This window comes from Microbacterium sp. zg-Y625 (assembly GCF_030246925.1).
In the GTDB taxonomy this organism is placed as follows: Bacteria; Actinomycetota; Actinomycetes; order Actinomycetales; family Microbacteriaceae; genus Microbacterium; species Microbacterium jiangjiandongii.
This window is the reverse complement of the sequence record NZ_CP126740.1, coordinates 1704782-1727472: the sequence shown is the minus strand read 5'-3', so window position 1 is coordinate 1727472 and position 22691 is coordinate 1704782. Positions and strand designations below refer to the sequence as shown.

Here is a 22691-nt window from a genome sequence, read left to right as displayed (position 1 = left end):
AAGCCCGCGTCACAGTAGCGTGGTCGGGTAACCCGTGACGGAGGGCGCCCATGCACCTGAAGAGCCTGACGCTCAAAGGTTTCAAGTCGTTCGCCCAGCCGACGACCTTCGCCCTCGAACCGGGCGTGACCTGCATCGTCGGGCCCAACGGCTCGGGCAAGTCCAACGTCGTCGACGCCCTCGCCTGGGTGATGGGGGAGCAGGGGGCCAAGACCCTGCGCGGCGGAAAGATGGAAGACGTCATCTTCGCCGGCACGGCGACCCGCGGCCCGCTGGGCCGAGCCGAGGTGCAGCTGACGATCGACAACTCCGACGGTGCGCTGCCGATCGAGTACAGCGAGGTCACGATCAGTCGCACGCTGTTCCGCAACGGCGCGAGCGAGTACGCCATCAACGGCCAGAGCTGCCGGCTGCTGGACGTGCAGGAGCTGCTCAGCGACTCCGGGCTCGGGCGCGAGATGCACGTCATCGTGGGTCAGGGGCGGCTGGACAGCGTGCTGCAGGCCTCGCCCGAGGACCGCCGCGGCTTCATCGAAGAGGCAGCCGGCATTCTGAAGCATCGGCGTCGCAAGGAGAAGACGCTCCGCAAGCTCACCGCGATGGAGGCGAACCTCACCCGGTTGTCCGATCTCGCCGGCGAGCTGCGACGCCAGCTGAAGCCCCTGGGCAAGCAGGCCGAGGTCGCCCGCGAGGCGGCGACCATCGCCGCCGTCGTGCGCGACGCCAAGGCCCGGCTGTACGCCGACGACCTCGTCGCCCTCAAGGCGCAGCTCGCCGACCACGCGCGCAACGAACAGGAGCGCCACTCCGAGCGCCTCGTGCTGCAGGACCAGGCCGAGCAGGTGCGCGTGCGGGTGGAACGACTCGAGGCGGAGCAGCGCTCCGAGGCCGTGGACCGTGCCCGACGCACGACGTTCGCCCTCGAGCAGGTGCAGGAGCGGCTGCGAGGCCTGTACTCGCTGAGCAACCAGCGCCTCGCCCTGCTCTCCGGCGACGATGCGCCGCTGTTCGAGCAGGCCACCGTGTCGCAGGCGGCCATCGACGAGGCGCGCGCTGAGATCGACCGGATCAGCGCGGGTCTGGGCACGGCGCAGGATGCCGCGGAGGCGGCGTCGCGCGGCGTCATCCGCGCCCGCGCGGAGCTCGATGCGCTCGACGCCGACATCGCCGCGCAGAGCGCGCTGGTGTCGGAGCACGACATGCGATTGGCGAAGCTGCGGGGCGCCGCCGACGCCGCGCGTTCGGAGCTTGCCGCGGTACGCGCGGGCGTCGAGCGGCAGCAGAGGGCGCTGGACGCCGCGCTGGCGCGCCGTGCCGACGCCGAGGACGCCCTCGCCGGCATCGACCCCGATCTCGTTCCCGAAGGCTCGTCCGCGGAGTATGCCGCGCTGTACGAGCGGGCGCAGCGCGAGGCGAACGACGCCGAGACGACCGTCGGCGGCATCCGTGAGCGCCTGCATGCGGCCGAGCGCGAAGTCGAGGCGCTGACGGCGCAGACCGCGGCGCTCGGGCGGGCGTTGGATGTGCGCAACGCCGCGGCGGAGATCATCGCCCGTGGCCGAGGCGGTGTGCGCGGGCTCGTCGGCGACGCGGTCAAGGTGAAGGCCGGGTACGAGGCGGCCATCGCCGCGGTGCTCGGTCAGCTGGCCGAAGGCGTGCTGGTCGACACGGCCGACGAGGCCTATGCCGTCGCCCGCCTCGCTCGCGACGCCGACCTCGGCACGGTGGACATCGCCATCGGCGAAGCCGCGGCGAGCGGTTCCCTCGTGGCCGTGCCGAACACCGTGGCGGCCACCGACGTGGTGACGGCGCCTCCCGGCATCCTCGGGCTGCTGTCCTCGGTGGCGATCGCAGACGACTTCGACGCGCTCGGCGATCTTCCCGCCGGCGTCACGGTGGTCACCCGAGCAGGGGAGATCGTCACGGCCCACACGGTGCGTGCCGGCAGCGGGGGAGGGCGCTCCCGACTGGAGCTCGCCGCCGAGCGGGATGCCGCCGTGGACCGCCTGTCCGAGATCGTCGTCGTGGCGGATTCGCTGCGAGACGGACTGCGCGACGCTCAGCGGCACCTCGACGACGCCCGCCATCGCACGCGGACGGCCCTCGAGACCCTGCGCGCGCACGACGCCGCACTGGCCGCGCACACCGAACAGGTCAACCGTGCCACCGTGCGCCATGAAGCGGCGATCGCCGAGTGCGAGCGGCTGGCGTCGGGCCTGCAGCCGGCCGAAGCGGCGGTCGCCGAAGCCGAAGCGCGGGTGCGGGCGGCCGACGACGCACTGCAGCAGGCGCTCGAGACGCCGCGCCCCATCCTCGACGCGTCGGCACGAGAAGGCATGCTGGCGGCGCTGGAGAACGCACGGGATGCCGAGATGCGCGCGCGCCTGGACGTCGAGACGCTCCGGGAGCGCATCCGCGCCGGCGAGCAGCAGGTCGTGCAGCTGGAGCGCCAGCGCGAGCGGGAGCGTGCCGCCGCCGAAGAAGCCGCACGGCGCGCGGTGATCCGCCGCGCGCAGCGCGCGGTCGCGGCCGACGTCGCCGCACAGCTGCCGCCGCTGCTCGACTCCGTGGACCGGTCCGTGTCGCAGGCGAGGGTCGAGCTGGCATCCGCCGAGTCCGCTCGGACGGCCGTCACGGCCGAGCTCGCTGAGCTGCGCGTGCAGGAGAACGCGGTGCGCGATCGGCTCGCGGCACTGACCGAGAGCGTGCACGGCCTCGAGATGCAGATGCACGAGAAGCGACTGCACGTGACGAGCCTGCGGGAGCGCGTCGCCTCCGAGCTGGGCCTCGACGAAAACATTCTGATTTCGGAATACGGTCCGGATCAGCCCGTTCCCGCCCCGACGAGCGACGACGAGGCGCGGACGGAACCGTACGACCGTGCGGCCCAGCGCCGACGTCTGCAGGATGCCGAGCGCAAGCTCGGCCAGCTGGGAAGAGTGAATCCCCTCGCGCTGGAGGAGTTCGCCGCGCTGGAGCAGCGCCATGCGTTCCTCACCGAGCAGCTCCACGACCTCGCGCAGACCCGCGCGGATCTCATGACGATCATCGAAGAGCTCGACGAGCGGATGCAGACGATCTTCCTCGCCGCCTTCGAAGACACGAAGCAGGCATTCGCCGAGGTCTTCCCGATCCTCTTCCCCGGCGGCACGGGGAGCATCTCGCTGACCGATCCCGAGAGCCCGCTCACCACCGGCATCGAGGTCAGCGTGCGGCCGGTCGGAAAGAAGATCGAGCGCCTCTCCCTGCTCTCCGGCGGGGAGCGGTCGCTGGCGGCGGTCGCTCTGCTCACGGCCATCTTCATGGCACGCCCGAGCCCGTTCTACATCCTCGACGAGGTGGAGGCGGCGCTGGACGACGCCAACCTGGGGCGTCTCCTCGGAGTCTTCGAGCGGCTGCGCGAGTCCAGCCAGCTGATCGTCATCACCCATCAGAAGCGCACGATGGAGATCGCCGACGCGCTCTACGGCGTGTCGATGCGTCAGGACGGCGTCTCCGCAGTGGTCGGTCAGCGCGTGCGCGACAAACAGAGTGCGTAGCGCACCTAGGCTGGAAGCATGGCGGAGAACTCCTGGTCGCTCGGCCGCGCACTGCGCGGCATGTTCGTCAAACCCACGATCGACGAGAACACCTGGGAGGACCTGGAGACGGCGCTGCTGACCGCGGACTTCGGTCCCGACATCACCGAGCGCATCGTCGAGGAGCTGCAGGAGAAGGTCGAGCGCTACCGCACGACCGATCCGCGCGACCTGCAGCGGATGCTGCGGGAGACGCTCGAGGAGCACTTCGCGAAGTTCGACACCACCCTGCGCCTCACCGAGCGCCCCGCGGTGGTGCTCGTGGTCGGCGTCAACGGGGTCGGCAAGACGACGACGATCGGCAAGTTCGCGAAGTTCCTGCAGCGGTATGGGCGATCGGTGGTCGTCGGTGCAGCCGACACGTTCCGCGCCGCAGCGGTGGATCAGCTGGCCACCTGGGCCGAGCGTGGCGGTGCGGCGATCGTGCGCCCCCAGCAGGAGGGCCAGGATCCGGCATCCGTCGCCTTCCAGACGATCGAGTACGCCAAGCGCACCGGCACCGAGATCGTGCTGGTCGACACCGCCGGGCGGCTCCACACCAAGGGCGGGCTCATGGACGAGCTCACCAAGATCCGCCGGGTCATCGAGAAGCAGGCGCCCATCAGCGAAGTGCTGCTCGTGCTGGATGCCACGACCGGCCAGAACGGCGTCATGCAGGCGGAAGCGTTCCTGCAGCACGCGGGGGTCACCGGGCTCGTGCTCACCAAGCTCGACGGCTCCGCCAAGGGCGGATTCGTTCTCGCGGTGCAGGAGCGCACCGGCATCCCGGTCAAGCTGCTCGGGCAGGGTGAGGGCATCAACGACCTCACCGGTTTCACGCCGCACGTCTTCGCCGCATCGCTGGTCGAGTGACCGGTCCGGCGCGCCGGACTACCGCCGTGGGTGCGGGACTGGTTTCATAGAGGCATGGCGATCGAGCACGACTACTTCGGACTCTTGGAGACCGGCCCCGACGGGTCGATCTTCTGGTCGGAGAACGTCGAGTTCGCCGACCAGATCGTCACCGTGGACCTCACGGCGCCGGATCAGGACGACGTCTCGCCGGCGGCGCTCGACATCGCCGCAGCGATGATCACCGCCCTCGAGAGCATCGACCTCACCGCCCGCAACGCGATGGTCACCGAGCTCGACGACCGCACCAGCGAGGTGACCGAGTACATCCTGCAGCAGCAGGACCGCATGGGGGACCGCATCGAGGAGTACCTCGTCGACATCTCCGGCGACGTGCACGTGGACGTGATCCGCTCGCTGCAGTTGATGAGCATGACGATCCTCGCCGACGAGCACGGCGGCAAGGACCCGTTCGCGGTGCTGGAATACGCCCTCGACCCGGACGCCACCGACGACGTGCTGCTGGTGAACCTCGCCTCCGACGGCGAAGTGCAGTCCGTCACCAGCGCCGAGTGAGTATTCGCGCTCCCGAGTGAGTATTCGCGTTCCCGAGTGAGTATTCGTCGGGGCGAGAGAGCACGGGCGCGCCGGGGCATCCGTACGCTGAACACATGAATCGGGTGGGTAGACCCAAGGCCTCGTCGCGGGACACGCTGGCCGAGGCGGCGTGCGAGCTCTTCCTCGAGCAGGGGTACGACGCGACGTCGGTGGCCGACATCACCACGCGCGCCGGAGTGAGCAGGTCCAGCTTCTTCAACTACTTCTCGTCCAAGGCCGATGTGCTGTGGTCGGGACTCGACGCGCGGTTGGATGCCGCGACGACCGCACTGCGCGCATCCGTGCCGGTGCGCGAGGCGCTGACGGCCATCGGCGACGACTTCAGGCCCGACCACCTCGCGTTGGCAATCGCCCACGAAGCGGCGATGGGGCTGGCGGCGGAGCTGAACCGAGAACGCGCGGCGCGTCAGCTGCGCCTGGCGCGCGCGGTCGCCGAGCGCCTGCACCGCGACGGCTGCGAAGGGCTGGTGGGGGAGGTGGCCGGCAGTGCGTACGCCGGCGCCGTCTTCGCCGCCGTCTGGGCGTGGGCGCAGGGCGGCCCCGGCGGGTCGGCCCTCGCGCCGCTGCTGCACGCCGCACTCGCGCTCGTTCCCTCGCCCGGCCCGGTGCGGCAGCTGCGCCTCGTGGTGCGCGCCGAACAGTTCGCCGAGGCTCTGGAGTTCTACCGCGACGTCGTCGGGATGCCGCAGGCGGAGGCCTATGAAGCCGAGGGTGGCGCGCGGGTCGCGATCCTCGACGCGGGTCGGGCGACGCTGGAGCTGGCCAACCCCGCTCAGGTCGAGCACATCGACGCCGTCGAGACCGACGGTGACGCTCCGAGCGACCGGCTGCGGATCGGCTTCGAGGTCGCGGATGCGGATGCCGCGGCATCCGCCCTCACCGCCGCAGGGGCGGAGCTGCAGGCATCCGCTCGCGTCACACCCTGGGGTTCCCGCAACGCCCGGCTGCGCGCGCCCGCGGGGCTGCAGGTCACCCTGTTCCAGGAGCCGACCGCCTAGCAGAGTCGGCGGATGGGTCGCGCGTCCGCGTAGAATCGGGGAATCATGGCTACCTTCGGCACGCTCTCAGATCGTCTCACAGAGACCTTCCGCAACCTCCGCACCAAGGGCAAGCTCACTGCCGCCGACGTCGACGGGACGGTACGAGAGATCCGTCGCGCGCTTCTCGACGCCGACGTGGCGCTGCCGGTCGTCAAGGAGTTCACCGCCAAGGTGCGGGAGCGGGCGCTCGGCGACGAAGTCAACCGTGCGCTGAACCCCGCGCAGCAGGTGGTGCAGATCGTCAACGAGGAGCTCATCGCGATTCTCGGTGGACAGCAGCGTCGGCTGCAGTTCGCCAAGAACCCGCCGACGGTCATCATGCTCGCGGGCCTGCAGGGGTCGGGCAAGACCACGTTCGCCGGCAAGCTCGCCAAGCAGCTCGAGAAGGAGGGTCACACGCCCCTCCTCGTCGCAGCCGACCTCCAGCGCCCGAACGCCGTGAACCAGCTGCAGGTCGTCGCCCAGCAGGCCGGTGCGGCGATCTATGCCCCCGAGCCCGGCAACGGCGTGGGCAACCCGGTGCAGGTCGCCCGCGACGGCGTCGAGACCGCCCGGCGCCAGCTGCACGACGTCGTCATCATCGACACCGCCGGACGCCTGGGCGTCGACGCCGACCTGATGAAGCAGGCATCCGACATCCGCAAGGCGACGGACCCCGACGAGGTGCTCTTCGTCATCGACGCCATGATCGGTCAGGACGCCGTCAACACGGCCAAGGCCTTCCAGGAGGGCGTCGACTTCACCGGCGTCGTGCTGTCCAAGCTCGACGGCGACGCCCGCGGTGGCGCCGCACTGTCGGTGGCATCCGTCACCGGACGCCCCATCATCTACGCGTCCACGGGTGAGGGCCTCGACGACCTCGAAGCCTTCCACCCCGACCGCATGGCCAGCCGCATCCTGGACCTCGGTGACATCCTCACCCTGATCGAGCAGGCCCAGCAGGCGTTCGACGAGGAAGAGGCGCAGAAGGTCGCGGAGAAGTTCGCGACCGACAGCTTCACCCTCGAGGACTTCCTCGAGCAGATGCAGCAGCTCAAGAAGATGGGCTCGATGAAGAAGATGCTCGGCATGCTGCCGGGCATGGGCCAGATGAAGCAGCAGCTCGAGGACTTCGACGAGAAGGAGATCGACCGCACCGAGGCGATCATCCGGTCGATGACGCCCGCCGAGCGGCGCAACCCCAAGGTTCTCAACGGCTCGCGCCGGCTGCGCATCGCGCGCGGTTCCGGAATGACGGTCACCGACGTCAACCAGCTCGTGCAGCGCTTCGATCAGGCCGCGAAGATGATGAAGACCGTCGCGCGCGGCGGCGTGCCCAACATCCCGGGCATGGGGCCGGTCGGCGGCAAGCCGGGCGCATCCAGCAAGCGCGGCAAGCAGCAGAAGAAGAAGGCCGTGTCGCGGTCGGGCAACCCGGCCAAGCGCGCCGCGGAGGCCGCCGGTCTGGCAGCGGCCACCGCGCCCACCGGGTCGGGCTTCGGCCTGGGCGCGGCGCAGGCTCCGCCGACCGAGGCGGATCTCGCCGAGATCCAGAAGCTCTTCGGCAAGAGCTGAGCCGGGGGCCGCGACGTTTGCGGCATCCGCCCGCCGCACCGTCGCGAGAACAGGTGATCTCGCGAGCGCAGGACGGATGCCGCGGGGTTTCGCCTGCGCCGGGGAGATCTCCTGCGCTCGGCGCGGAATCGGGGCCCGGGTGGCCGCGCGTCAGCGCGCGAGAGTCAGCAGGTGCTCGCGCAGCGTCGGGCCGTTGCGGAACTCGCGGATGAGGTGCTGCACGACTTCGCGCAGGTCGCCGCCGGCGGCCTCGGCCACCGTCAACTGGCGTGCGTAGCTCGCACCGCCGCTGAGAATGGCGTCCACTCCGGCCAACTCGCGGGCGCACTTGAGTTCGACGGCGACGTCCGCCAGCCGGTCGAGCGTCTCGCGCAGGTGCTCGGCGACGGGGACCTGCGTTCCCGCACGGTCGACGATCAGGCGGGCGTCCATGCCGTAGCGCGCCGCGCGCCACTTGTTCTCGCGCACGAACCAGGGCTGCAGGATGGGAAGCTCGCGTCCCGCGTCGAGTTCGCGCGAGAAATGCTCGACGAGCACCTGCACCAGGGCGGTCACCGCCGCCAACTCGGGCAGCGTCGACATGCCGTCGCAGGCGCGCACTTCGACCGTGCCCCAGCGGGGAGCCGGCCGCACGTCCCAGCGCACCTCGGTGGCATCCGCCATCACGCCCGTGGCGGCCATGTCGTCGAGGTAGGACTCGTACTCCGCCCAGTTCTGCAGCGGCCAGGGGAGACCCGCAGTGGGCAGCTGCTGGAACACCAGCGCCCGGTTGGAGGCGTACCCGGTGCTCTCGCCGGCCCAGAACGGGCTCGACGCCGACAGGGCCTGCAGGTGCGGCAAGTACGTCGCCAGTGCGTTGACGATCGGCAGCACCTTGTCGACGTCATCCACGCCGACGTGCACGTGCACGCCCCAGATCATCATGTTGCGCCCCCACCACTGGGTGCGCTCGATCAGCTTGTGGTACCGGGTCTTGTCGGTGACGCCCTGCTCGAACCACTGTGCGAACGGGTGGCTGCCGGCGCACAGCAGCTCCAGCCCCATCGGGTCGGTGACCGTGCGGACGGCGGCGATCGCGTCGGCGATGTCGTCGACGGCGGCCGCCACTGTGCTGCCGACGCCACTTGTCACCTCGAGGGTGTTGGTGAGCAGTTCGCCGGTCACGGTGAAGCGCTCATGCGCCGTGGAATCCGCGAGGGCCTCGATGACCTCGGGCGCCCTGGGTGCCAGATCGCCCGTCTTTCCGTCGGCGAGCATCAGCTCCCATTCCAGTCCGACAGAGGAACGGGCGGATGTCGCGAAGGGCACCGTCATGGGCACATTCTGACACGCGCTCAAGGTTGGTTCGCCGCATGGCTCCGCATCTGGCAAAATAGAAGGCTGGACCGCCTACTCGACCCTCTATCCAGTGCGCGATCCTCCCTCAGAGCTTTTGCCGGGTGTGCACCCCACGCTCCAGGCGACGTTCATCCTTCCAACACATTCAGGAGAATTGTGGCTGTCAAGATCCGTCTCAAGCGGCTCGGCAAGATCCGTGCCCCGTACTACCGCATCGTCGTCGCCGACTCGCGCACCAAGCGCGACGGCCGCGTGATCGAGGAGATCGGCAAGTACCACCCGACCGAGGAGCCCTCGTTCATCGAGGTCGACTCCGAGCGCGCGCAGTACTGGCTCTCCGTGGGCGCCCAGCCCACCGAGCAGGTCGCGGCGCTGCTCAAGCTGACCGGCGACTGGGGTCAGTTCAAGGGCGACAAGAACGCCGTCTCGACCGTGAAGGTCGCCGCGCCGAAGGAGCCGTTCCAGCTCGACGCCGCGAAGAAGTCCGTTGTGAAGGCGAAGGCGGAGAAGAAGGCCGACGCGCCTGCTGCCGCTGAGGCGACGTCCGACGAGGCACCCGCCTCGACCGACGCAGAGTAATCCGTTGCTGGCCGCCGCGCTCGAGCACGTCGTCAAGGGGATCGTCGATCACCCGGACGATGTGAAAGTCCACACCTCCACGTCGCCTCGCGGTGACGTGATCGAGGTGCGCGTGCACCCCGACGACCGGGGTCGCGTCATCGGGCGCGGCGGACGCACGGCGAAGGCGCTGCGCACCGTCGTGTCGGCACTGGCCGACGGGCGCCGCGTACGCGTCGACGTCGCGGATGACTGACATGTCCGAACCGAAGACCCCGCGTGCCCAGCTGCGCGTCGGGCGCCTGGTCAAGGCGCACGGCCTCAAGGGCGCGCTGAAGCTCGAGCTGTACACCGACGACCCGGACGGACGCTTCGTCCCCGGGGCGGCGTTCACACTGCAGGTGCCCGAGGCCTCGCCCTGGCACGGCAAGACCATCACCGTTCGCGAATTCCGGTGGATGAACTCGCACCCCGTCGTCTTCTTCGACGGCGTGGACGACCGCGAGGGCGCCGAGACGCTGGTGCGCGCGATCCTGTGGATCGACCAGGACGACACCGATGAGGCATCCGAGCCGGATGCCTGGTACGACCACCAGCTGGTCGGACTCGACGTCGTCCGCGACGAGCAGGTCGTCGGCCGCGTCGTGCGCGTGGATCACCTCCCCGCGCAGGACCTGCTGATCATCCGCCCGGTCGGCGACGACGACGAGCGCGAGATCCTCGTTCCGTTCGTCAAGGCGATCGTCCCCGAGGTCGATGTCGCGGCGGGTCGCGTCATCGTGACCCCGCCGGCGGGACTGTTCGAGGAGCTGCCGAAGGAGCCCGAACAGGAGTCCTCCGAGCAGGAGTCCTCCGAGCAGGAGTCCTCCGAGGAGGATGCCGCGGACCACCGCTCATCGGCCGACGATGCCGCGCCCCACGCGGACGCCCCCGAGGCCCCGCGCGCCGAGGACTGACGTGCGCATCGACGTCGTCACGATCTTCCCGGCGTTCTTCGACGTGCTCGAGGTGTCGCTGCTGGGCAGAGCCCGCGGCAGCGGCCTGCTCGACGTGCGCGTGCACGACCTTCGTGATCACACGCACGACCGGCATCGCACCGTCGACGACACCCCCTACGGCGGCGGCGCCGGCATGGTGATGAAGCCGGAGCCCTGGGGCGAGGCACTGGATGCCATCGCCGCCGAAGCGACGGAAGCCGGCATCCGTCCCGTCTTCATCTTCCCGTCGCCGGCGGGGGAGCGGTTCACTCAGGCCACCGCCCGTGAGCTCTCGACCGCTCCGCACCTCGTCTTCGGGTGCGGTCGGTACGAAGGCATCGACGAGCGCGTGTTCGACTACGCCGCCACCCTCGGCGAGGTGCGACTGGTGAGCCTCGGCGACTACGTGCTCAACGGCGGTGAGGTCGCAGCGATGGCCATGATCGAGGCGATCGGCCGGCTCGTGCCCGGTGTCGTGGGCAACCCCGAGAGCCTCGTCGAGGAGTCGCACGAGGACGGGTTGCTCGAATACCCGTCGTACACGAAACCGTCGTCGTGGCGCGGCCGCGACGTGCCGCCGATCCTGTTGAGCGGCAACCACGGTGCCGTTGCGACCTGGCGGCACGAGCAGCAGGTCGAGCGCACACGGGAGCGTCGCCCCGACCTGCTCGCCTGACGGAGCTGACCGCGGCACCCCGCAGCTCGATTCCCGGCCGCTCGGCCGACCCGAGAATGCCGGCGACGTTCTGGTCAGTCGACGCCGAGGAACGACCGATCGGTCAGCACGATCGGGCCGTCGGCGGTGATGGCGATGGTGTGCTCGGAGTGGGCGCCCCGCGAGCCGTCGGCGCTGCGCAGCGTCCAGCCGTCGGGGTCGGTGACGAGTTTGTCTGTGGTCTGGAGGAACCAGGGCTCGAGCGCCAGCACGAGCCCCGCCCGCAGCGGGTAGCCGCGGCCGGGCTTGCCGTCGTTGGGGACGTGCGGATCACCGTGCATGGTGCGCCCCACGCCGTGACCGCCGAAGTCGGTGTTGATCGAGTAACCGTCGCCGTGGGCGACTTCGGCGACGGCGTGCGAGATGTCGCCGACCCGGTTGCCGACCGTGGCGGCGGCGATCGCGGCATCCAGGGCGCGTTCCGTGGTGTCGATGAGGGCGAGGTCCTCGTCGCGGGGGGTGCCCACGACGAAAGAGACCGCCGAGTCGGCGACCCAGCCGTCGACGGCGACCGCGAAGTCCAGCGTGACCAGGTCGCCGTCGCGGAGGGCGTAGTCGTGGGGGAGGCCGTGCAGCACGGCGTCGTTGACCGAGGTGCAGATGACCTTGCCGAAGGGGCTTGCCCCGAAGGACGGGTGGTAGTCGATGTAGCAGGACTCGGCTCCCGCGCGGCGGATCATGTCGTGGGCGCGGCGGTCGATCGCGAGCAGGTTGGTGCCCACCTTCGTCTCGTCGCGCAGGGTCGCCAGGGCCTCGGCGACGAACCGGCCTGCCGGTCGCATCGCGTCGATCTCGGCAGGCGTGCGCAGCTCGATCATGGGGTTCCTTCCGTCGCCTTCTATTGTCACCGATGACGCGCATGGTGCGGTCCGTGCCGACTCTCGGCGCCCGCTCGGGTGGGCAGGCGTAGCATCGACAGCATGTGGCTGCGACGGGCGTTCTTTCTCTGGCTGCTGCCGGCCGCCTTCGTGCTGCCGCTGTGGCTGCTGGTCGGATGGGTCGCCTTCGACGGCGGCGGCTGGGCGCTGCTGTGGATGCTGTTCATCGCGCTGCCCAGCGTGCTGATCGTGCAACTGGTGCTGACGCTGCTGGTGCGCGCCCGCGGCACCGTCCGCGCCCAGCGCGCCGTGTCGTGGTGGGACGTGCTGGGATTCAGTCTCTGGCACCTCTCGGTCATCTCGCTGGGGTTCTACGCCTCGACCTGGGTGGCGCAGGCCTTCGCCTCGGCCGCCATCGCCGTGGGGCTGTTCTGGCTGCTGCTGTGGCAGCTGTGGTCGGAGGCGCGACCGCGGGTGACCCTGGTGCGCGCCGGCGACGGCACGGCCTTCATCCCGCCGCCGGAGCGCCGGGACGAGCCCGTGGCAGAGCCCGCTGTGGTCGTCATCGAGGAGAAGCGCACGCCTCCGGGCGTCTGACGTTTTGGCCGGGGGGCATGGGCATGGCAGAATGGACCTTCGTGCCCTGAACGTCTCTGCCTCAGGGGAGCGGACCGCGCAGTCGGTCCCGGGGCACCGACTCTCTTTATTCCTCTATCTCGCGGTCGACCTGTGGCGGCTGCAGGAAGTGACGATCATGCAGATCCTCGACGCCGTCGACGCAGCATCCCTGCGCTCCGACATCCCCAACTTCGGCCCCGGTGACACCGTCAAGGTGCACGTCAACATCACCGAGGGCAACCGCTCGCGTATCCAGGTCTTCCAGGGCGTCGTGCTCGGTCGCTCCGGAGACGGTGTGCGCGAGACCTTCACCGTCCGCAAGATCAGCTTCCAGGTGGGCGTGGAGCGTACCTTCCCCGTGCACAGCCCGGTGATCGACCACATCGAGGTCGTCACCCGCGGTGACGTGCGTCGCGCGAAGCTCTACTACCTGCGCAACCTGCGTGGCAAGAAGGCCAAGATCAAGGAGAAGCGCGACCGCTGATCGCGCCGCTGTGACGGATGCCCCGGGGTCGCCCTCGGGGCATCCGTGTCTCCACGCTCGGGCGCACGGCGTCGCATACGCCCGACCGCATGACGAATGTGCGACGCTTGAGACTGCCGCCTCCGTCTCACGTGGGGCGCCGGAAGAGGATTGTCGATGACGGCTGAGCAGACGGCCCCGCAGCACGACCCGCGGGTGCCTCGTCGCCGCCGGGGCTTGTGGCCGTTCGTGCGCGACGTGCTGATCATCGTGCTGATCGCGATCGTCGTCTCCTTCCTCGTGAAGACCTTCGTGGTGCGGTCCTTCTACATCCCGTCGGGCTCCATGCAGCAGACCCTGCAGATCGAGGACCGCATCCTGGTCGACGAGCTGACGCCTCGCTTCGGCGGCTATGAGCGCGGCGACATCGTCGTGTTCCGGGATCCGGGCGGCTGGCTGCCGACGACGCCGGAGCCGGAGCGGTCCGCCGTCGCGGCAGCGCTCGAGTGGGCGGCGTCGATCGTCGGACTGTCTGCGCCCGACAGCAAGGATCACCTCATCAAGCGCATCGTCGGGTTGCCGGGCGACCACGTCGTCTGCTGCAACGCGCTCGGCCAGCTGACCGTCAACGGGGTGCCGGTGGATGAAGCGCCCTACCTCAACCTGATCGGGGGCGAGTCCGCCCCGCAGCGGGTCGAGTTCGACGTCGTGGTTCCCGAGGGCTCGCTCTGGGTGCTGGGCGACAACCGCGATCACTCGCGTGATTCCCGCTACAACCAGGAGCAGCCGGGCAAGGGGTTCGTTCCCCTCGACAACGTCGTGGGCCGCGCGTTCCTCATCACGTGGCCCTTCGAGCGGGTCGGTTTCATCGACGGCAACCACGACGTCTTCGTCGGCGTGCCCGACCCCGAGCACGAGCCTGCGGCGCCATGACGGTCGTCGAGCCCCGGCTGACGCTCGAGCGTCGTCTGCTGCGCGAGCACGCGGTCGTCATCGCCTGCGATGAGGTGGGGCGTGGCGCGCTTGCGGGACCGGTTGCGGTGGGCGCCGTCGCGATCGATGCCGCGCGGGCACGCCGCCGCGTGCCGGAGGGCCTGCGGGACTCGAAGCTCGTCGCCGAGGCGCGGCGCCCCGTCGTGGCCGAGCGCGCCGCCGGGTGGGTGCAGGCGTCGGCTGTGGGCTGGGCGACGGCGGCGGAGGTGGATGCCGTGGGCATCATCCGCTCGCTGGGGCTTGCGGCGCTGCGGGCGATCACCCAGCTGCGCGATCAGGGCGTGGTGCCCGAGGACGCGATCGTGCTGCTGGACGGCAATCATGACTACATCACCCCGGCCGGGGGCGCAGGTCTGCACGTGCGGCCCGTGGTGAAGGCCGACCGCGACTGCGCCAGTGCCGCTGCGGCATCCGTCATCGCCAAGGTCGCCCGCGACGGGCACATGACCGCTCTTCACGACGACTGGCCCGACTATCAGTGGGCGCGCAACAAGGGCTACGCGAGCCTCGAGCATCGCGCCGCGATCCGTTCGCTGGGGCTCAGCGCGCATCACCGGGCTTCATGGTCGATCGCCGAGGCACCGACGCTGTTCTGACCCGGGCCTAGGATGGAATCACCATGGACGATGAGGGCTTCGAGGACTACGACCGCGAACTAGAGCTGGCGCTGTATCGCGAGTACCGCGATGTCGTGTCGCAGTTCGCCTATGTGATCGAGACTGAGCGTCGCTTCTACCTCGCCAACGAGGTGAACGTCGTGCGGCGCGACACCGAACACGACTTCTACTTCGAGATCTCGATGACCGACGTCTGGGTGTGGGACATCTACCGCGCGGACCGGTTCGTGAAGTCGGTGCGGGTGCTGACCTTCAAGGACGTCAACGTCGAGGAGCTGACCCGGCGGGACTTCCACCTGCCCGAGGAGCTTTCGCTGGACTCCTAGGCCCGCGCGCTCTCCACAACCGCAGATCCGGGCGAGTCGTCCCCGAAACGGCCGTGACGCTGCACCGCTCATCGGCGGACGCGCCACGATCGCTGCATGGCAGCCAAGGACGAGCGCGGGAGAGCGGGGGAGCGGCGTGCCGCCCGGCATCTGGAGCAGGCCGGGTGGCGGGTGCTCGACCGCAACTGGCGCTGCCCGCAGGGCGAGGTGGACATCGTCGCCACGAGCGCTGACGCGCTCGTCGTCGTCGAGGTGAAGACGCGGCGCTCGGACGCTTTCGGCCACCCCCTGGAAGCCGTCGATGAGCGCAAGCGCCGCCGACTGTGGCAGCTGGCCTTCGCGTGGATGGCCGCCCACCCCGACCTCGTGCAGGGACGCCGCCTGCGCCTGGACGTCATCGCCATCACGGGCGACGACCCCGAGACGGCAATGCTCGAGCACGTGCAGGACCTGCGATGAGTGTCGCGAGGACGTGGGCGGTCGCGTTGACGGGCCTCGACGGCGCGCTGGTCGAGGTGGAGGCGGACCTGTCGCGGCAGACACCGGACTTCAAGATCATCGGGCTGCCGGACAAGGCGCTGGGCGAGGCCCACCAGCGGGTGCACAACGCGTGCGAGAACTCCGGCGTGCTTCTGCCGCGCAGACGCATCACCGTCAACCTGTCGCCCGCGAGTCTGCCGAAGCACGGGGCGGGCTTCGACGTCGCGATCGCGGTGGCCGCGCTGGCGACCGAGCAAACCCTCGACCACGCTTCACTCCGCCGCACGGTGCACGTGGGGGAGCTGGGTCTGGACGGGCGGCTGCGCCCGGTGCCGGGCGTGCTCCCGGCTGTGCTCGCCGCCGCGCGGGCGGGCATCACCCGTGTGGCCGTTCCCCACGCGAACCGCGCTGAGGCGGAGCTCGTCGAGGGTGTGGAGGTGCTGGGCGCCGCGAGCCTGCTCGACGTGCTGCGCTGGCACGGCCTGGCCGTCGAAGATCGCCCGCTCCCGCCGGTCAGGGTCGACGCGCCGCCCGAGCCGGCGGCGCCCCGACTCGAGCTCGCAGAGGTGATCGGGCAGCGCGACGCCGTGGATGCCGTCGTGGTCGCCGCCTCCGGGGGGCACCACATGCTGATGAGCGGCCCGCCCGGCGCCGGCAAGACGATGCTCGCCAGGCGGCTCCCCGGCATCCTTCCCGACCTCGACGATGCGGCCGCGCTGCAGGCCGCCTCGGTGCGCTCCCTCGGCGGTGCGCGCGTGACCCGGCTGGAACGCACGCCGCCGTTCGAAGCGCCCCACCACACCTCCAGCATCGCGGCTCTCGTCGGGGGCGGCAGCCGCACCATCCGTCCCGGCGCGATCGCCCGCGCGAGTGGAGGCGTGCTCTTCCTCGACGAGGCGGGCGAGTTCGCTTCCGGCGCGCTGGACGCCCTGCGGGAGCCGCTGGAGCACGGATCGATCCTGATCGAACGCGCCGGCGCGAGCGCGATGTTTCCTGCGCGATTCCAGCTGGTGCTCGCAACCAATCCGTGCCCGTGCGGGGCGTACGGCGTGCCGGGCGGCGACTGCGTCTGCCCGCCCGCGGGAATCCGCCGCTACCTGGGGCGGCTCTCCGGTCCGATCCGCGACCGTATCGACATCGAGCTGGCCGTCACCCGGGTGTCGGTCGCGCACGCGCAGGTCGCGGCCGAACGGACCATCACCACCGCGCAGGCGCGTGACCGCGTAGCAGAGGCGCGCGATCGCGCGGCCCGTCGGTTGCGGGCGACCCCGTGGCGCACGAACGCGGAGGTCTCCGGCACCTGGCTCAGGCAGGGCCCCGTCGCCCCGCCGCCGGCGGTCCGCCGACCGCTGGATGCCGCGCTCCATCGCGGTGCGCTCACCTTGCGCGGCTATGACCGGGTGCTGCGCGTCGCCTGGAGCCACGCCGACCTCGCGGGGCGCGAGCGCCTCGAGCTCGACGACATCGGCCGCGCGCTCTACCTGAAGAAAGGCGCGACCCCCTTGTGAACCCGCTGCAGCAAGACTCCGGATCCGCGCGCGAAGCGCTCGTCGGCCTGATTCCGGCTGACCTCGACGACGACGCCGTGCTCGATCGACGCGCGCGGGGCGTGTGGTCGGCGCTGTGTGAACCGGGCGACGGCGATGCGGGAACACTCGTGGCGGCCGTCGGCGCCGCCGAGGCCCTGCGGCTCGTCATCGCCGACGACGCGCGCGCGGTCGCCGCCGTCGTGGATGGCGACCCCGGGCGGACGCGTGAGGCTCTGGACCGGTGGCGACCACGCTTGCAGCCGGGTGCGGTGGCAGCGGCGTTCGACACCGCCCGCCGCGCCGGCGTGCGTCTCGTGGTGCCGGGTGACGACGTCTGGCCGACGCGCGTGGACGACCTGGGTGCTCACGCGCCGCTGTGTCTCTGGGTGCGCGGGGCGATGCCTGGGCGGGTGGGTGCGGCCGTCGCCATCGTGGGTGCGCGGGCGGCGACATCGTACGGCGAGCACGTGGCGATGGAACTTGCCGCCGACCTCGCGGGCGACGGCATCCGCATCATCTCGGGAGCCGCCTATGGCATCGACGGGGCTGCCCATCGGGCGGCGTTGGCGGCGGGAGGAGCCACCGACGCGCTGCTGGCCGGCGGCGTGGACCGCGCCTATCCGTCGGGCCACGAGGATCTGCTCCGCCGCGTCGCCCGCACCGGCGCGGTCATGAGTGAGGTCGCGTGTGGCGCCGCCCCCACCAAGTGGCGGTTCCTCGCCCGCAACCGCCTCATCGCCGCAATGGCGGATGCGACGGTGGTCGTCGAGGCGGGCTGGCGCAGCGGTTCTCTCAACACGGCGGGGCACGCCGCAGCCCTCGGGCGTGCGCTCGGGGCGGTGCCGGGCCCCGTGACGAGTCCCTCGTCGGCCGGATGCCACCGGCTGCTGCGCGATTACGACGCGCGGTGCATCACGAGCGCGGCCGACGTCCGCGAGCTGCTGGGTGCCACAGAGGAGGTCCTCCCCGGGGCGGAGGACTGGGTCGACGAGATGACGGCGCTGCGTGACGCGCTCAGTACGCGCGTCTGGCGCGCGGTCGACGACGTCGCGCGCCGGTGCGGACAGAGCATCGGCGACGTCGAGCGGGGCCTCGGGCTGCTGCTGTTGGAAGGGCGGGCGCAGCACGGGCCGGGCGGGTGGCGGCTGATCGCGGCGCGACGCTGACCGGTGCGTCGATGCGTCCGTTGTCGGTTGTCGACTCGGCCCGGTGTCCGAAACGAGGACCACCAGGGTTGGCGGAGGATCCTTGCAAGCGGGCGATGATCACAGGAAGAGACATCGGTACCGCACGCTGCCGCGGAGGCGCCCCACACGGGAGCCGGCGTGGCGGGCGGCCACCGCGAGATCGATCCGGTTCCGTGCCGACAGCAGCAGCTGGGCGCTGCGCGCCCAGCGTGCGGCGGCGCGGAGCTGGCTGGGCGCTCGCAATCCACGATCGCGGTAGCGGCGGTACAGGCCGGCCTGGCCTTCGCCCCACGCAAGGCTCTGCCGGAACGCTGCTGCGGGCTCGGCGCGCAGGCGGTAGTTGACGGTGGCCTCGGGGACGTAGGCGAAGGCCACCCCGTGATCGAGCTGAGCCCTCCAGCAGAAGTCCACGTCCTCGGTCGTCAGTAGATCCGGATCGAATCCTCCTGTTCGTTCGAAGACCTCGCGCCGGCATCCGAGCGCGCCGCCGAACGTCCAGGGGAGGAAGTCGAAGTAGTCCATCGGACCGGATTCGTGCAGACCCTCCCACCCACGGGTGAGCCGGGGCGGATTGAGCATATCGAGGCGGATTCGGGCGGAGACGAGATCGGCGCGGTCCAACGCGAGGCCCATCTCCGCGACATAGTTCGTCGAGATGACGTCGTCGTCGTCGACGAACAGGATCCCCGGAGCTGCGGCCGCACCGGCTCCGACGTTGCGGGCATAGGCCGCGCCGCGGCGCGTGTTGTCCTCGCGGACTGTCAGTTGGGGCAGGAGTCCGCGGAACGCCGCGGCGGTCTCATCGATCGCACCCGGTGCGCCGTTGTTCACGACGATGACCTCCGTCGGCGGCAGCTGCTGCGCGGCGAGCGCAGTCAGCTGATCCGCCAGCCACGGACCCCCCACTGTTGCAACGACGACCGTGCACTCCACTGTTCTCTCCCCGTTGCCGCGCAGGCGCTCTCGCCTGACGTTGTGCACTCTTCCCCCGGAGCGTCGCCGCCGCGGAGCGACCGCGCACCGCACGGGAATCATAGGGCTCCCCGTGAGGGTGGGGGAGTGCGGTGTCCCCCGGGCAGAGTCGGGAGCCGCTCACCTCAGGGTGGATCGGTCCCGTGATCGTCGGCGCGCATCGCGGAGAGGAGCGCGAACGTCTGGACCGTTATCGCTGCGACCTCGGCGAGGATCTCTCCGACGAATCCGCCCGCAGCACCTCCGGCCGCGGCGAGCAGGCTGATCGCGGGAACGCCGACGACGGCGCCTGCCGCAGTTGAGACCGTGAGCGCCGGCACCCGCCGGTACGCGACCAACGCGAGTCCGCCGGTGGCGCGTGAGATGCAGACGAGCGCAACGACGATACCGCCGAGGGCGGCGAGCGACCACTGCACCTCGACGGTTCCCGTGAAGAGGAACGGCGTGACGATCGGAGTGGCGACCGTGAAGACCATGCCTGCGAGCACCCCGACCGCACCGCAGATCAGGATCGATCTGGTCGCTCGATGGCGGCGTTCGCCGGGGCTGCGCGCAGAGCCCATCCAGGTCTGCAGCACATTGGGCACCGCCTGCAGGACGGTCAATCCCATCCGCATCAGACGCTCCACCGCAGCGAACGTGCTCAGCGCGGATGGGGCGAAGATTCCGACGAGGGTGATGGGCAGCGCCATGTAGAGGGCGCCGATCGAGCGCACGCCCATGGCCGGCAGTTGCTCGCGTATCGCGGCCACATCGTGAGCGAAGGAGAAATCAGACGAGGATTCACGGTCGCGGCGTGCGAGCAGCAGGCTGACGATCGGACTGATGATGGCGGACAGCAGGTAGCTGGCGGGCACGGTCTCCAGTGGCGCGCCCGCGAGGAGGGCGACGGACGAGCCGGTGATGAGCACGGCGCGAGGCAGCGCCTCAGAGGTCAAGATCCGCAGGGGGTGCCCGGTGCCCGTGAAGAACCAGTTCCCGGAAAGTCCCGCTGTGACGGAAGCCAGGGCCATGAGAGCGGCGGTCCCCGTGTGATCCGAGTCGGTGTTGACCGTGACCAGGGCGCTGACCGCGATCGCGATCGGCGACACCACCACGAGGGCGAGGAGGCGCGTGCGCACGGAGGTGACCAGTGTCGTCCACCGCGCTCCCGGCGATTCCGCAGCGACGCGCTGCGGCCCGGTCACCGGCCAGCCGAGTTCGACGATGACGCCCCCGGCGGAGCCGATGGACAGTCCCAGCGCGTAGGCCTCCCATCCGGCCGCGCCCGAAGTCGCCGTGATCGCCGGGATCGCGATGAGCGGCGTCACTGCGCTGAGCGCAGGAATGAGCAGGAATGCGCACAGCTGCAGAAGCCGGCGCCTCATCGCAGCGCTCGCGCCGGCGGGCACCGCTGACACGCGCCGGCTCGTGCGGTCGCGCTGTGCCGAAGGCTGCTCATCGCGAGCATCGTATTGCAGGAGACGTCCAGCCGTGAGCTCCCGGCGACGATGAGGGAATTCGCGCCACACCTGCCGCCGGGCGCCGGGTACGCCTCCCATGACGGCATGCTGGAAGGATGCTGCTCTCCGAAGCGACTGACCGGTATACGGTCCACCTCGCCGACGTGCGGCGGCTCTCGGGTGCAACGGTGCGGGCCTACCGTGCTGACCTCGCGGACCTCGCCGCCGTCGTCGGCGACCGTGAGATCGCCGACATCCACCTCGACGCCCTGCGCGACTGGCTGTGGACCGCGACCCGTCGAGGCGACGCCCGATCCACGATCGCCCGCCGCGCGGCGGCCGCGCGCGGGCTGTTCGAGTGGGCGCTCGAGGGCGGCATGGTGGAGATCGACCCGACCCTGCGGCTCGTCACGCCCAAGCGGGGACGCACTCTCCCGAACGTCGCGAGCGCGGACGGGCTCGCTGAGCTGCTGGACACGCTCGTCGCCGCGGCGGCGGACGGCGACCCGCTGGCGCTCCGCGACGCCGCCATCCTCGAGCTCCTCTACGGGGCGGCGTTGCGCGTGTCGGAGCTGTGCGGCACGGACACCGTCGACCTCGACCGCTCCAACGCGACCGTGCGGGTGCTCGGCAAAGGCGCGAAGGAGAGGGTCGTCCCCTACGGCGCCCCTGCCGCGCGGGCGCTGGACGCTTACCTCGTGCGGGCGCGGCCTGTGCTGGCCGCACGGTCCGCCACCGCGGGCTCCGCGCTCTTCCTCGGCGCGCGCGGAAGCCGCATCGGCACCCGCGCCGTCTACGACCTCGTCGCCCGCACCGTCGGTCCCGTCGTGGGCGCTACCACGGTCGGGCCGCACGTGCTGCGGCACTCCGCCGCGACACACCTTCTCGACGGGGGCGCCGACCTGCGCGCCGTGCAGGAGATGCTCGGCCACGCGAGCCTCGGCACCACGCAGATCTACACGCACGTCTCCGGAGAGCGACTGGCGGCGGCGTACCGCCTGGCCCACCCGCGAGCGTGAGGGTAGTGCCGCCTGCGGCACCCGCCTACCGTGGAGAGATGTCCCGTCGCGCTTTCTCCCTGACCGTCGTCGCCGCGGCATTCGCGCTCTCCCTCGTCGCCTGCAGTCCGATCGACACGGACGGCGCTCAGCGGGTCACCGTGGAGCCATCCCGCGCCGCACCGGCCCCCAGCGCGTCGGCGGACGTTGCCACCCCCGCGCCCGACGGGGACTGCGGCGGGCTCGCGGTCACGGTGTCGGCGGGGCGGGACCTGCGGCTGCGGGGCGACTGCCCGCAGGTGACCGTCAGTGGCACGGAGGTCGAGATCGACCTCCGCGGTGCGGTGGTGGGCGAGCTGCTCATCGACGGTGACCGGCATGACGTCGAAGCGGGCGATGTCACCGACCTTCGCGTGTCCGGTCAGGACAACGACATCGAAGCGTCGGCGGTGGGCTCGCTCGACATCGCCGGCGACCGCAACGAGATCGACGTGCGCGGCGACGTGGGACCCGTCATGGTCAACGGCAACGACAATGAAGTGGATGCCGCGGCGCTCGGCGCGGTCACCGATTCCGGCGACCGCAACGTCATCGCCGTCGACCGCTGACAGCACGGCAGCAGCACTGCCCGCGGCACCGACCCGAAGAGCAGCATCGGATTGATGTACTCGCCGTCGCGGCGGACGCCCACATGCAGCGCCCCGGGGCGAACGTGCCCGCCGGTGGCGAGCGTTCCCACCTGCTCCCCGCGGGCGACCGATCGGCCCGCCACCACACCGGGGATCACGGGCTCCAAGGTGGTGACGAGCCCCATGCCGTGGTCGATCGTGAGCAGGGGCCGCCCGGCGACGGAGCCCGCGAACGCGACGACCCCGTCCGCCGGCGCGACGACTGCCGAGGTGCCGTCGCCGGACAGATCCATGCCGCGGTGTCCCGGACCGTAGCGGTGCGCCGGCGCCTCGAACGGCGCGTCCACACGCGCACCGGGAAGCGGCCAGGTCCAGGGAAGGCCCGAGATCGCGTCGGGAGCCTTCGCGTC

The 22691-nt window shown here is 70.8% G+C and carries 23 protein-coding genes and 1 pseudogene; 19 read left to right on the top strand and 5 right to left on the bottom strand.

Features of this window, described 5'->3' with window-relative positions:
* The first annotated feature begins 50 nt into the window (after window positions 1–50).
* The 5 genes from smc (at window position 51) to ffh (ending at window position 7621) form a co-directional block, all read left to right on the top strand.
* Window positions 51–3539 carry a chromosome segregation protein SMC gene (gene smc / locus QNO14_RS07870; protein ID WP_257506233.1) on the top strand — a complete coding sequence of 1163 codons (3489 nt, stop codon included), beginning with the start codon at window positions 51–53 and terminating at the stop codon, window positions 3537–3539.
* An 18-nt stretch (window positions 3540–3557) separates the two neighbouring features.
* Entirely contained in the window at window positions 3558–4430 is an 873-nt protein-coding gene (gene ftsY / locus QNO14_RS07865; protein ID WP_257493285.1) for a signal recognition particle-docking protein FtsY, read from the top strand.
* Window positions 4431–4484: 54 nt separating this feature from the next.
* A complete protein-coding gene (locus QNO14_RS07860) occupies window positions 4485–4985 on the top strand; it encodes a DUF2004 domain-containing protein (RefSeq protein WP_257493286.1) in 501 nt (166 codons plus the stop codon).
* A 95-nt stretch (window positions 4986–5080) separates the two neighbouring features.
* On the top strand, window positions 5081–6025 hold the full coding sequence (locus tag QNO14_RS07855; RefSeq protein WP_257506232.1) for a TetR family transcriptional regulator: 945 nt from the start codon (window positions 5081–5083) through the stop codon (window positions 6023–6025).
* Window positions 6026–6070: 45 nt separating this feature from the next.
* A complete protein-coding gene (gene ffh, locus QNO14_RS07850) occupies window positions 6071–7621 on the top strand; it encodes a signal recognition particle protein (RefSeq protein WP_257506231.1) in 1551 nt (516 codons plus the stop codon).
* A gap of 150 nt (window positions 7622–7771) precedes the next feature.
* On the opposite strand, the gene QNO14_RS07845 is transcribed toward ffh, so the two are convergent.
* Window positions 7772–8935, bottom strand: a complete 1164-nt coding sequence (locus tag QNO14_RS07845) for a glutamate--cysteine ligase (protein ID WP_257493290.1) — start codon at window positions 8933–8935, stop codon at window positions 7772–7774.
* Window positions 8936–9115: 180 nt separating this feature from the next.
* Here QNO14_RS07845 and rpsP point away from each other — a divergent pair, with 180 nt between their 5' ends.
* Genes rpsP through trmD form a run of 4 tightly spaced genes read left to right on the top strand, consistent with a single transcriptional unit; the run spans window position 9116 to window position 11170 of the window.
* A complete protein-coding gene (rpsP, locus tag QNO14_RS07840; protein ID WP_257506230.1) occupies window positions 9116–9538 on the top strand; it encodes a 30S ribosomal protein S16 in 423 nt (140 codons plus the stop codon).
* Between the two features lie 4 nt (window positions 9539–9542).
* Window positions 9543–9773, top strand: coding sequence for an RNA-binding protein (locus tag QNO14_RS07835; protein WP_257493292.1), 231 nt, complete (start codon window positions 9543–9545; stop codon window positions 9771–9773).
* A 1-nt stretch (window position 9774) separates the two neighbouring features.
* A complete protein-coding gene (rimM, locus tag QNO14_RS07830) occupies window positions 9775–10473 on the top strand; it encodes a ribosome maturation factor RimM (protein ID WP_257506229.1) in 699 nt (232 codons plus the stop codon).
* A 1-nt stretch (window position 10474) separates the two neighbouring features.
* On the top strand, window positions 10475–11170 hold the full coding sequence (trmD, locus tag QNO14_RS07825; RefSeq protein ID WP_257493294.1) for a tRNA (guanosine(37)-N1)-methyltransferase TrmD: 696 nt from the start codon (window positions 10475–10477) through the stop codon (window positions 11168–11170).
* A 74-nt stretch (window positions 11171–11244) separates the two neighbouring features.
* Here trmD and map read toward each other — a convergent pair whose 3' ends face one another.
* The gene (map, locus tag QNO14_RS07820; RefSeq protein WP_257506228.1) at window positions 11245–12027 is read right to left on the bottom strand and encodes a type I methionyl aminopeptidase; all 783 of its coding nucleotides are present in this window, start codon (window positions 12025–12027) and stop codon (window positions 11245–11247) included.
* A gap of 102 nt (window positions 12028–12129) precedes the next feature.
* Between map and QNO14_RS07815 the strand changes: the two genes are divergently transcribed.
* From QNO14_RS07815 to dprA, 8 genes are all read left to right on the top strand, one after another.
* Window positions 12130–12624, top strand: a complete 495-nt coding sequence (locus tag QNO14_RS07815; protein WP_257506227.1) for an MFS transporter permease — start codon at window positions 12130–12132, stop codon at window positions 12622–12624.
* Between the two features lie 157 nt (window positions 12625–12781).
* Window positions 12782–13129 (top strand): 50S ribosomal protein L19, encoded by a 348-nt coding sequence (gene rplS, locus QNO14_RS07810; protein ID WP_257493441.1) that lies wholly within the window; start codon window positions 12782–12784, stop codon window positions 13127–13129.
* A 156-nt stretch (window positions 13130–13285) separates the two neighbouring features.
* The gene (gene lepB, locus QNO14_RS07805; RefSeq protein ID WP_257493297.1) at window positions 13286–14041 is read left to right on the top strand and encodes a signal peptidase I; all 756 of its coding nucleotides are present in this window, start codon (window positions 13286–13288) and stop codon (window positions 14039–14041) included.
* Window positions 14038–14697, top strand: a complete 660-nt coding sequence (gene rnhB / locus QNO14_RS07800) for a ribonuclease HII (protein WP_257493298.1) — start codon at window positions 14038–14040, stop codon at window positions 14695–14697. Before lepB ends, rnhB begins: the two co-directional genes overlap by 4 nt.
* A 23-nt stretch (window positions 14698–14720) precedes the next feature.
* Complete coding sequence (locus tag QNO14_RS07795; RefSeq protein ID WP_257493299.1) at window positions 14721–15044, top strand: DUF2469 family protein; 324 nt, start codon at window positions 14721–14723, stop codon at window positions 15042–15044.
* A gap of 96 nt (window positions 15045–15140) precedes the next feature.
* Entirely contained in the window at window positions 15141–15503 is a 363-nt protein-coding gene (locus tag QNO14_RS07790) for a YraN family protein (protein ID WP_257506226.1), read from the top strand.
* The gene (locus QNO14_RS07785) at window positions 15500–17032 is read left to right on the top strand and encodes a YifB family Mg chelatase-like AAA ATPase (RefSeq protein WP_257506225.1); all 1533 of its coding nucleotides are present in this window, start codon (window positions 15500–15502) and stop codon (window positions 17030–17032) included. The genes QNO14_RS07790 and QNO14_RS07785 overlap by 4 nt, the downstream gene beginning before the upstream one ends.
* Window positions 17029–18219 carry a DNA-processing protein DprA gene (gene dprA, locus QNO14_RS07780; protein WP_374113965.1) on the top strand — a complete coding sequence of 397 codons (1191 nt, stop codon included), beginning with the start codon at window positions 17029–17031 and terminating at the stop codon, window positions 18217–18219. The genes QNO14_RS07785 and dprA overlap by 4 nt, the downstream gene beginning before the upstream one ends.
* 99 nt (window positions 18220–18318) lie before the next feature.
* On the opposite strand, the gene QNO14_RS07775 is transcribed toward dprA, so the two are convergent.
* Together QNO14_RS07775 and QNO14_RS07770 are read right to left on the bottom strand one after the other, a co-directional pair.
* Window positions 18319–19173: a glycosyltransferase family 2 protein gene (locus QNO14_RS07775; protein WP_257506224.1), complete on the bottom strand. Its 855-nt coding sequence runs from the start codon at window positions 19171–19173 to the stop codon at window positions 18319–18321.
* Between the two features lie 164 nt (window positions 19174–19337).
* Window positions 19338–20579, bottom strand: coding sequence for an MATE family efflux transporter (locus QNO14_RS07770; RefSeq protein WP_257506223.1), 1242 nt, complete (start codon window positions 20577–20579; stop codon window positions 19338–19340).
* A gap of 191 nt (window positions 20580–20770) precedes the next feature.
* On the opposite strand from QNO14_RS07770, the gene QNO14_RS07765 reads away from it, so the two are divergent.
* Complete coding sequence (locus QNO14_RS07765) at window positions 20771–21673, top strand: tyrosine-type recombinase/integrase (RefSeq protein WP_257506222.1); 903 nt, start codon at window positions 20771–20773, stop codon at window positions 21671–21673.
* A 38-nt stretch (window positions 21674–21711) separates the two neighbouring features.
* Window positions 21712–22260, top strand: a complete 549-nt coding sequence (locus QNO14_RS07760; RefSeq protein ID WP_257506221.1) for a DUF3060 domain-containing protein — start codon at window positions 21712–21714, stop codon at window positions 22258–22260.
* A gap of 59 nt (window positions 22261–22319) precedes the next feature.
* On the opposite strand, the pseudogene QNO14_RS07755 reads toward QNO14_RS07760, so the two are convergent.
* Window positions 22320–22574: pseudogene (locus tag QNO14_RS07755) on the bottom strand (peptidoglycan DD-metalloendopeptidase family protein); the annotation flags it as partial.
* Window positions 22575–22691: the final 117 nt, after the last annotated feature.

What these genes read in the sequence shown, in the direction of transcription:
- rnhB (WP_257493298.1), top strand. Translation starts at nt 14,038, where the DNA reads ATGACGGTCGTCGAGCCCCGGCTGACGCTCGAGCGTCGTCTGCTGCGC.
- ftsY (WP_257493285.1), top strand. Translation starts at nt 3,558, where the DNA reads ATGGCGGAGAACTCCTGGTCGCTCGGCCGCGCACTGCGCGGCATGTTC.
- QNO14_RS07765 (WP_257506222.1), top strand. Translation starts at nt 20,771, where the DNA reads ATGCTGCTCTCCGAAGCGACTGACCGGTATACGGTCCACCTCGCCGAC.
- QNO14_RS07760 (WP_257506221.1), top strand. Translation starts at nt 21,712, where the DNA reads ATGTCCCGTCGCGCTTTCTCCCTGACCGTCGTCGCCGCGGCATTCGCG.
- QNO14_RS07790 (WP_257506226.1), top strand. Translation starts at nt 15,141, where the DNA reads ATGGCAGCCAAGGACGAGCGCGGGAGAGCGGGGGAGCGGCGTGCCGCC.
- rplS (WP_257493441.1), top strand. Translation starts at nt 12,782, where the DNA reads ATGCAGATCCTCGACGCCGTCGACGCAGCATCCCTGCGCTCCGACATC.
- QNO14_RS07860 (WP_257493286.1), top strand. Translation starts at nt 4,485, where the DNA reads ATGGCGATCGAGCACGACTACTTCGGACTCTTGGAGACCGGCCCCGAC.
- lepB (WP_257493297.1), top strand. Translation starts at nt 13,286, where the DNA reads ATGACGGCTGAGCAGACGGCCCCGCAGCACGACCCGCGGGTGCCTCGT.
- QNO14_RS07770 (WP_257506223.1), bottom strand. Translation starts at nt 20,579, where the DNA reads ATGAGGCGCCGGCTTCTGCAGCTGTGCGCATTCCTGCTCATTCCTGCG.
- QNO14_RS07795 (WP_257493299.1), top strand. Translation starts at nt 14,721, where the DNA reads ATGGACGATGAGGGCTTCGAGGACTACGACCGCGAACTAGAGCTGGCG.
- QNO14_RS07785 (WP_257506225.1), top strand. Translation starts at nt 15,500, where the DNA reads ATGAGTGTCGCGAGGACGTGGGCGGTCGCGTTGACGGGCCTCGACGGC.
- QNO14_RS07815 (WP_257506227.1), top strand. Translation starts at nt 12,130, where the DNA reads ATGTGGCTGCGACGGGCGTTCTTTCTCTGGCTGCTGCCGGCCGCCTTC.
- rimM (WP_257506229.1), top strand. Translation starts at nt 9,775, where the DNA reads ATGTCCGAACCGAAGACCCCGCGTGCCCAGCTGCGCGTCGGGCGCCTG.
- QNO14_RS07855 (WP_257506232.1), top strand. Translation starts at nt 5,081, where the DNA reads ATGAATCGGGTGGGTAGACCCAAGGCCTCGTCGCGGGACACGCTGGCC.
- QNO14_RS07845 (WP_257493290.1), bottom strand. Translation starts at nt 8,935, where the DNA reads ATGACGGTGCCCTTCGCGACATCCGCCCGTTCCTCTGTCGGACTGGAA.
- ffh (WP_257506231.1), top strand. Translation starts at nt 6,071, where the DNA reads ATGGCTACCTTCGGCACGCTCTCAGATCGTCTCACAGAGACCTTCCGC.
- smc (WP_257506233.1), top strand. Translation starts at nt 51, where the DNA reads ATGCACCTGAAGAGCCTGACGCTCAAAGGTTTCAAGTCGTTCGCCCAG.
- map (WP_257506228.1), bottom strand. Translation starts at nt 12,027, where the DNA reads ATGATCGAGCTGCGCACGCCTGCCGAGATCGACGCGATGCGACCGGCA.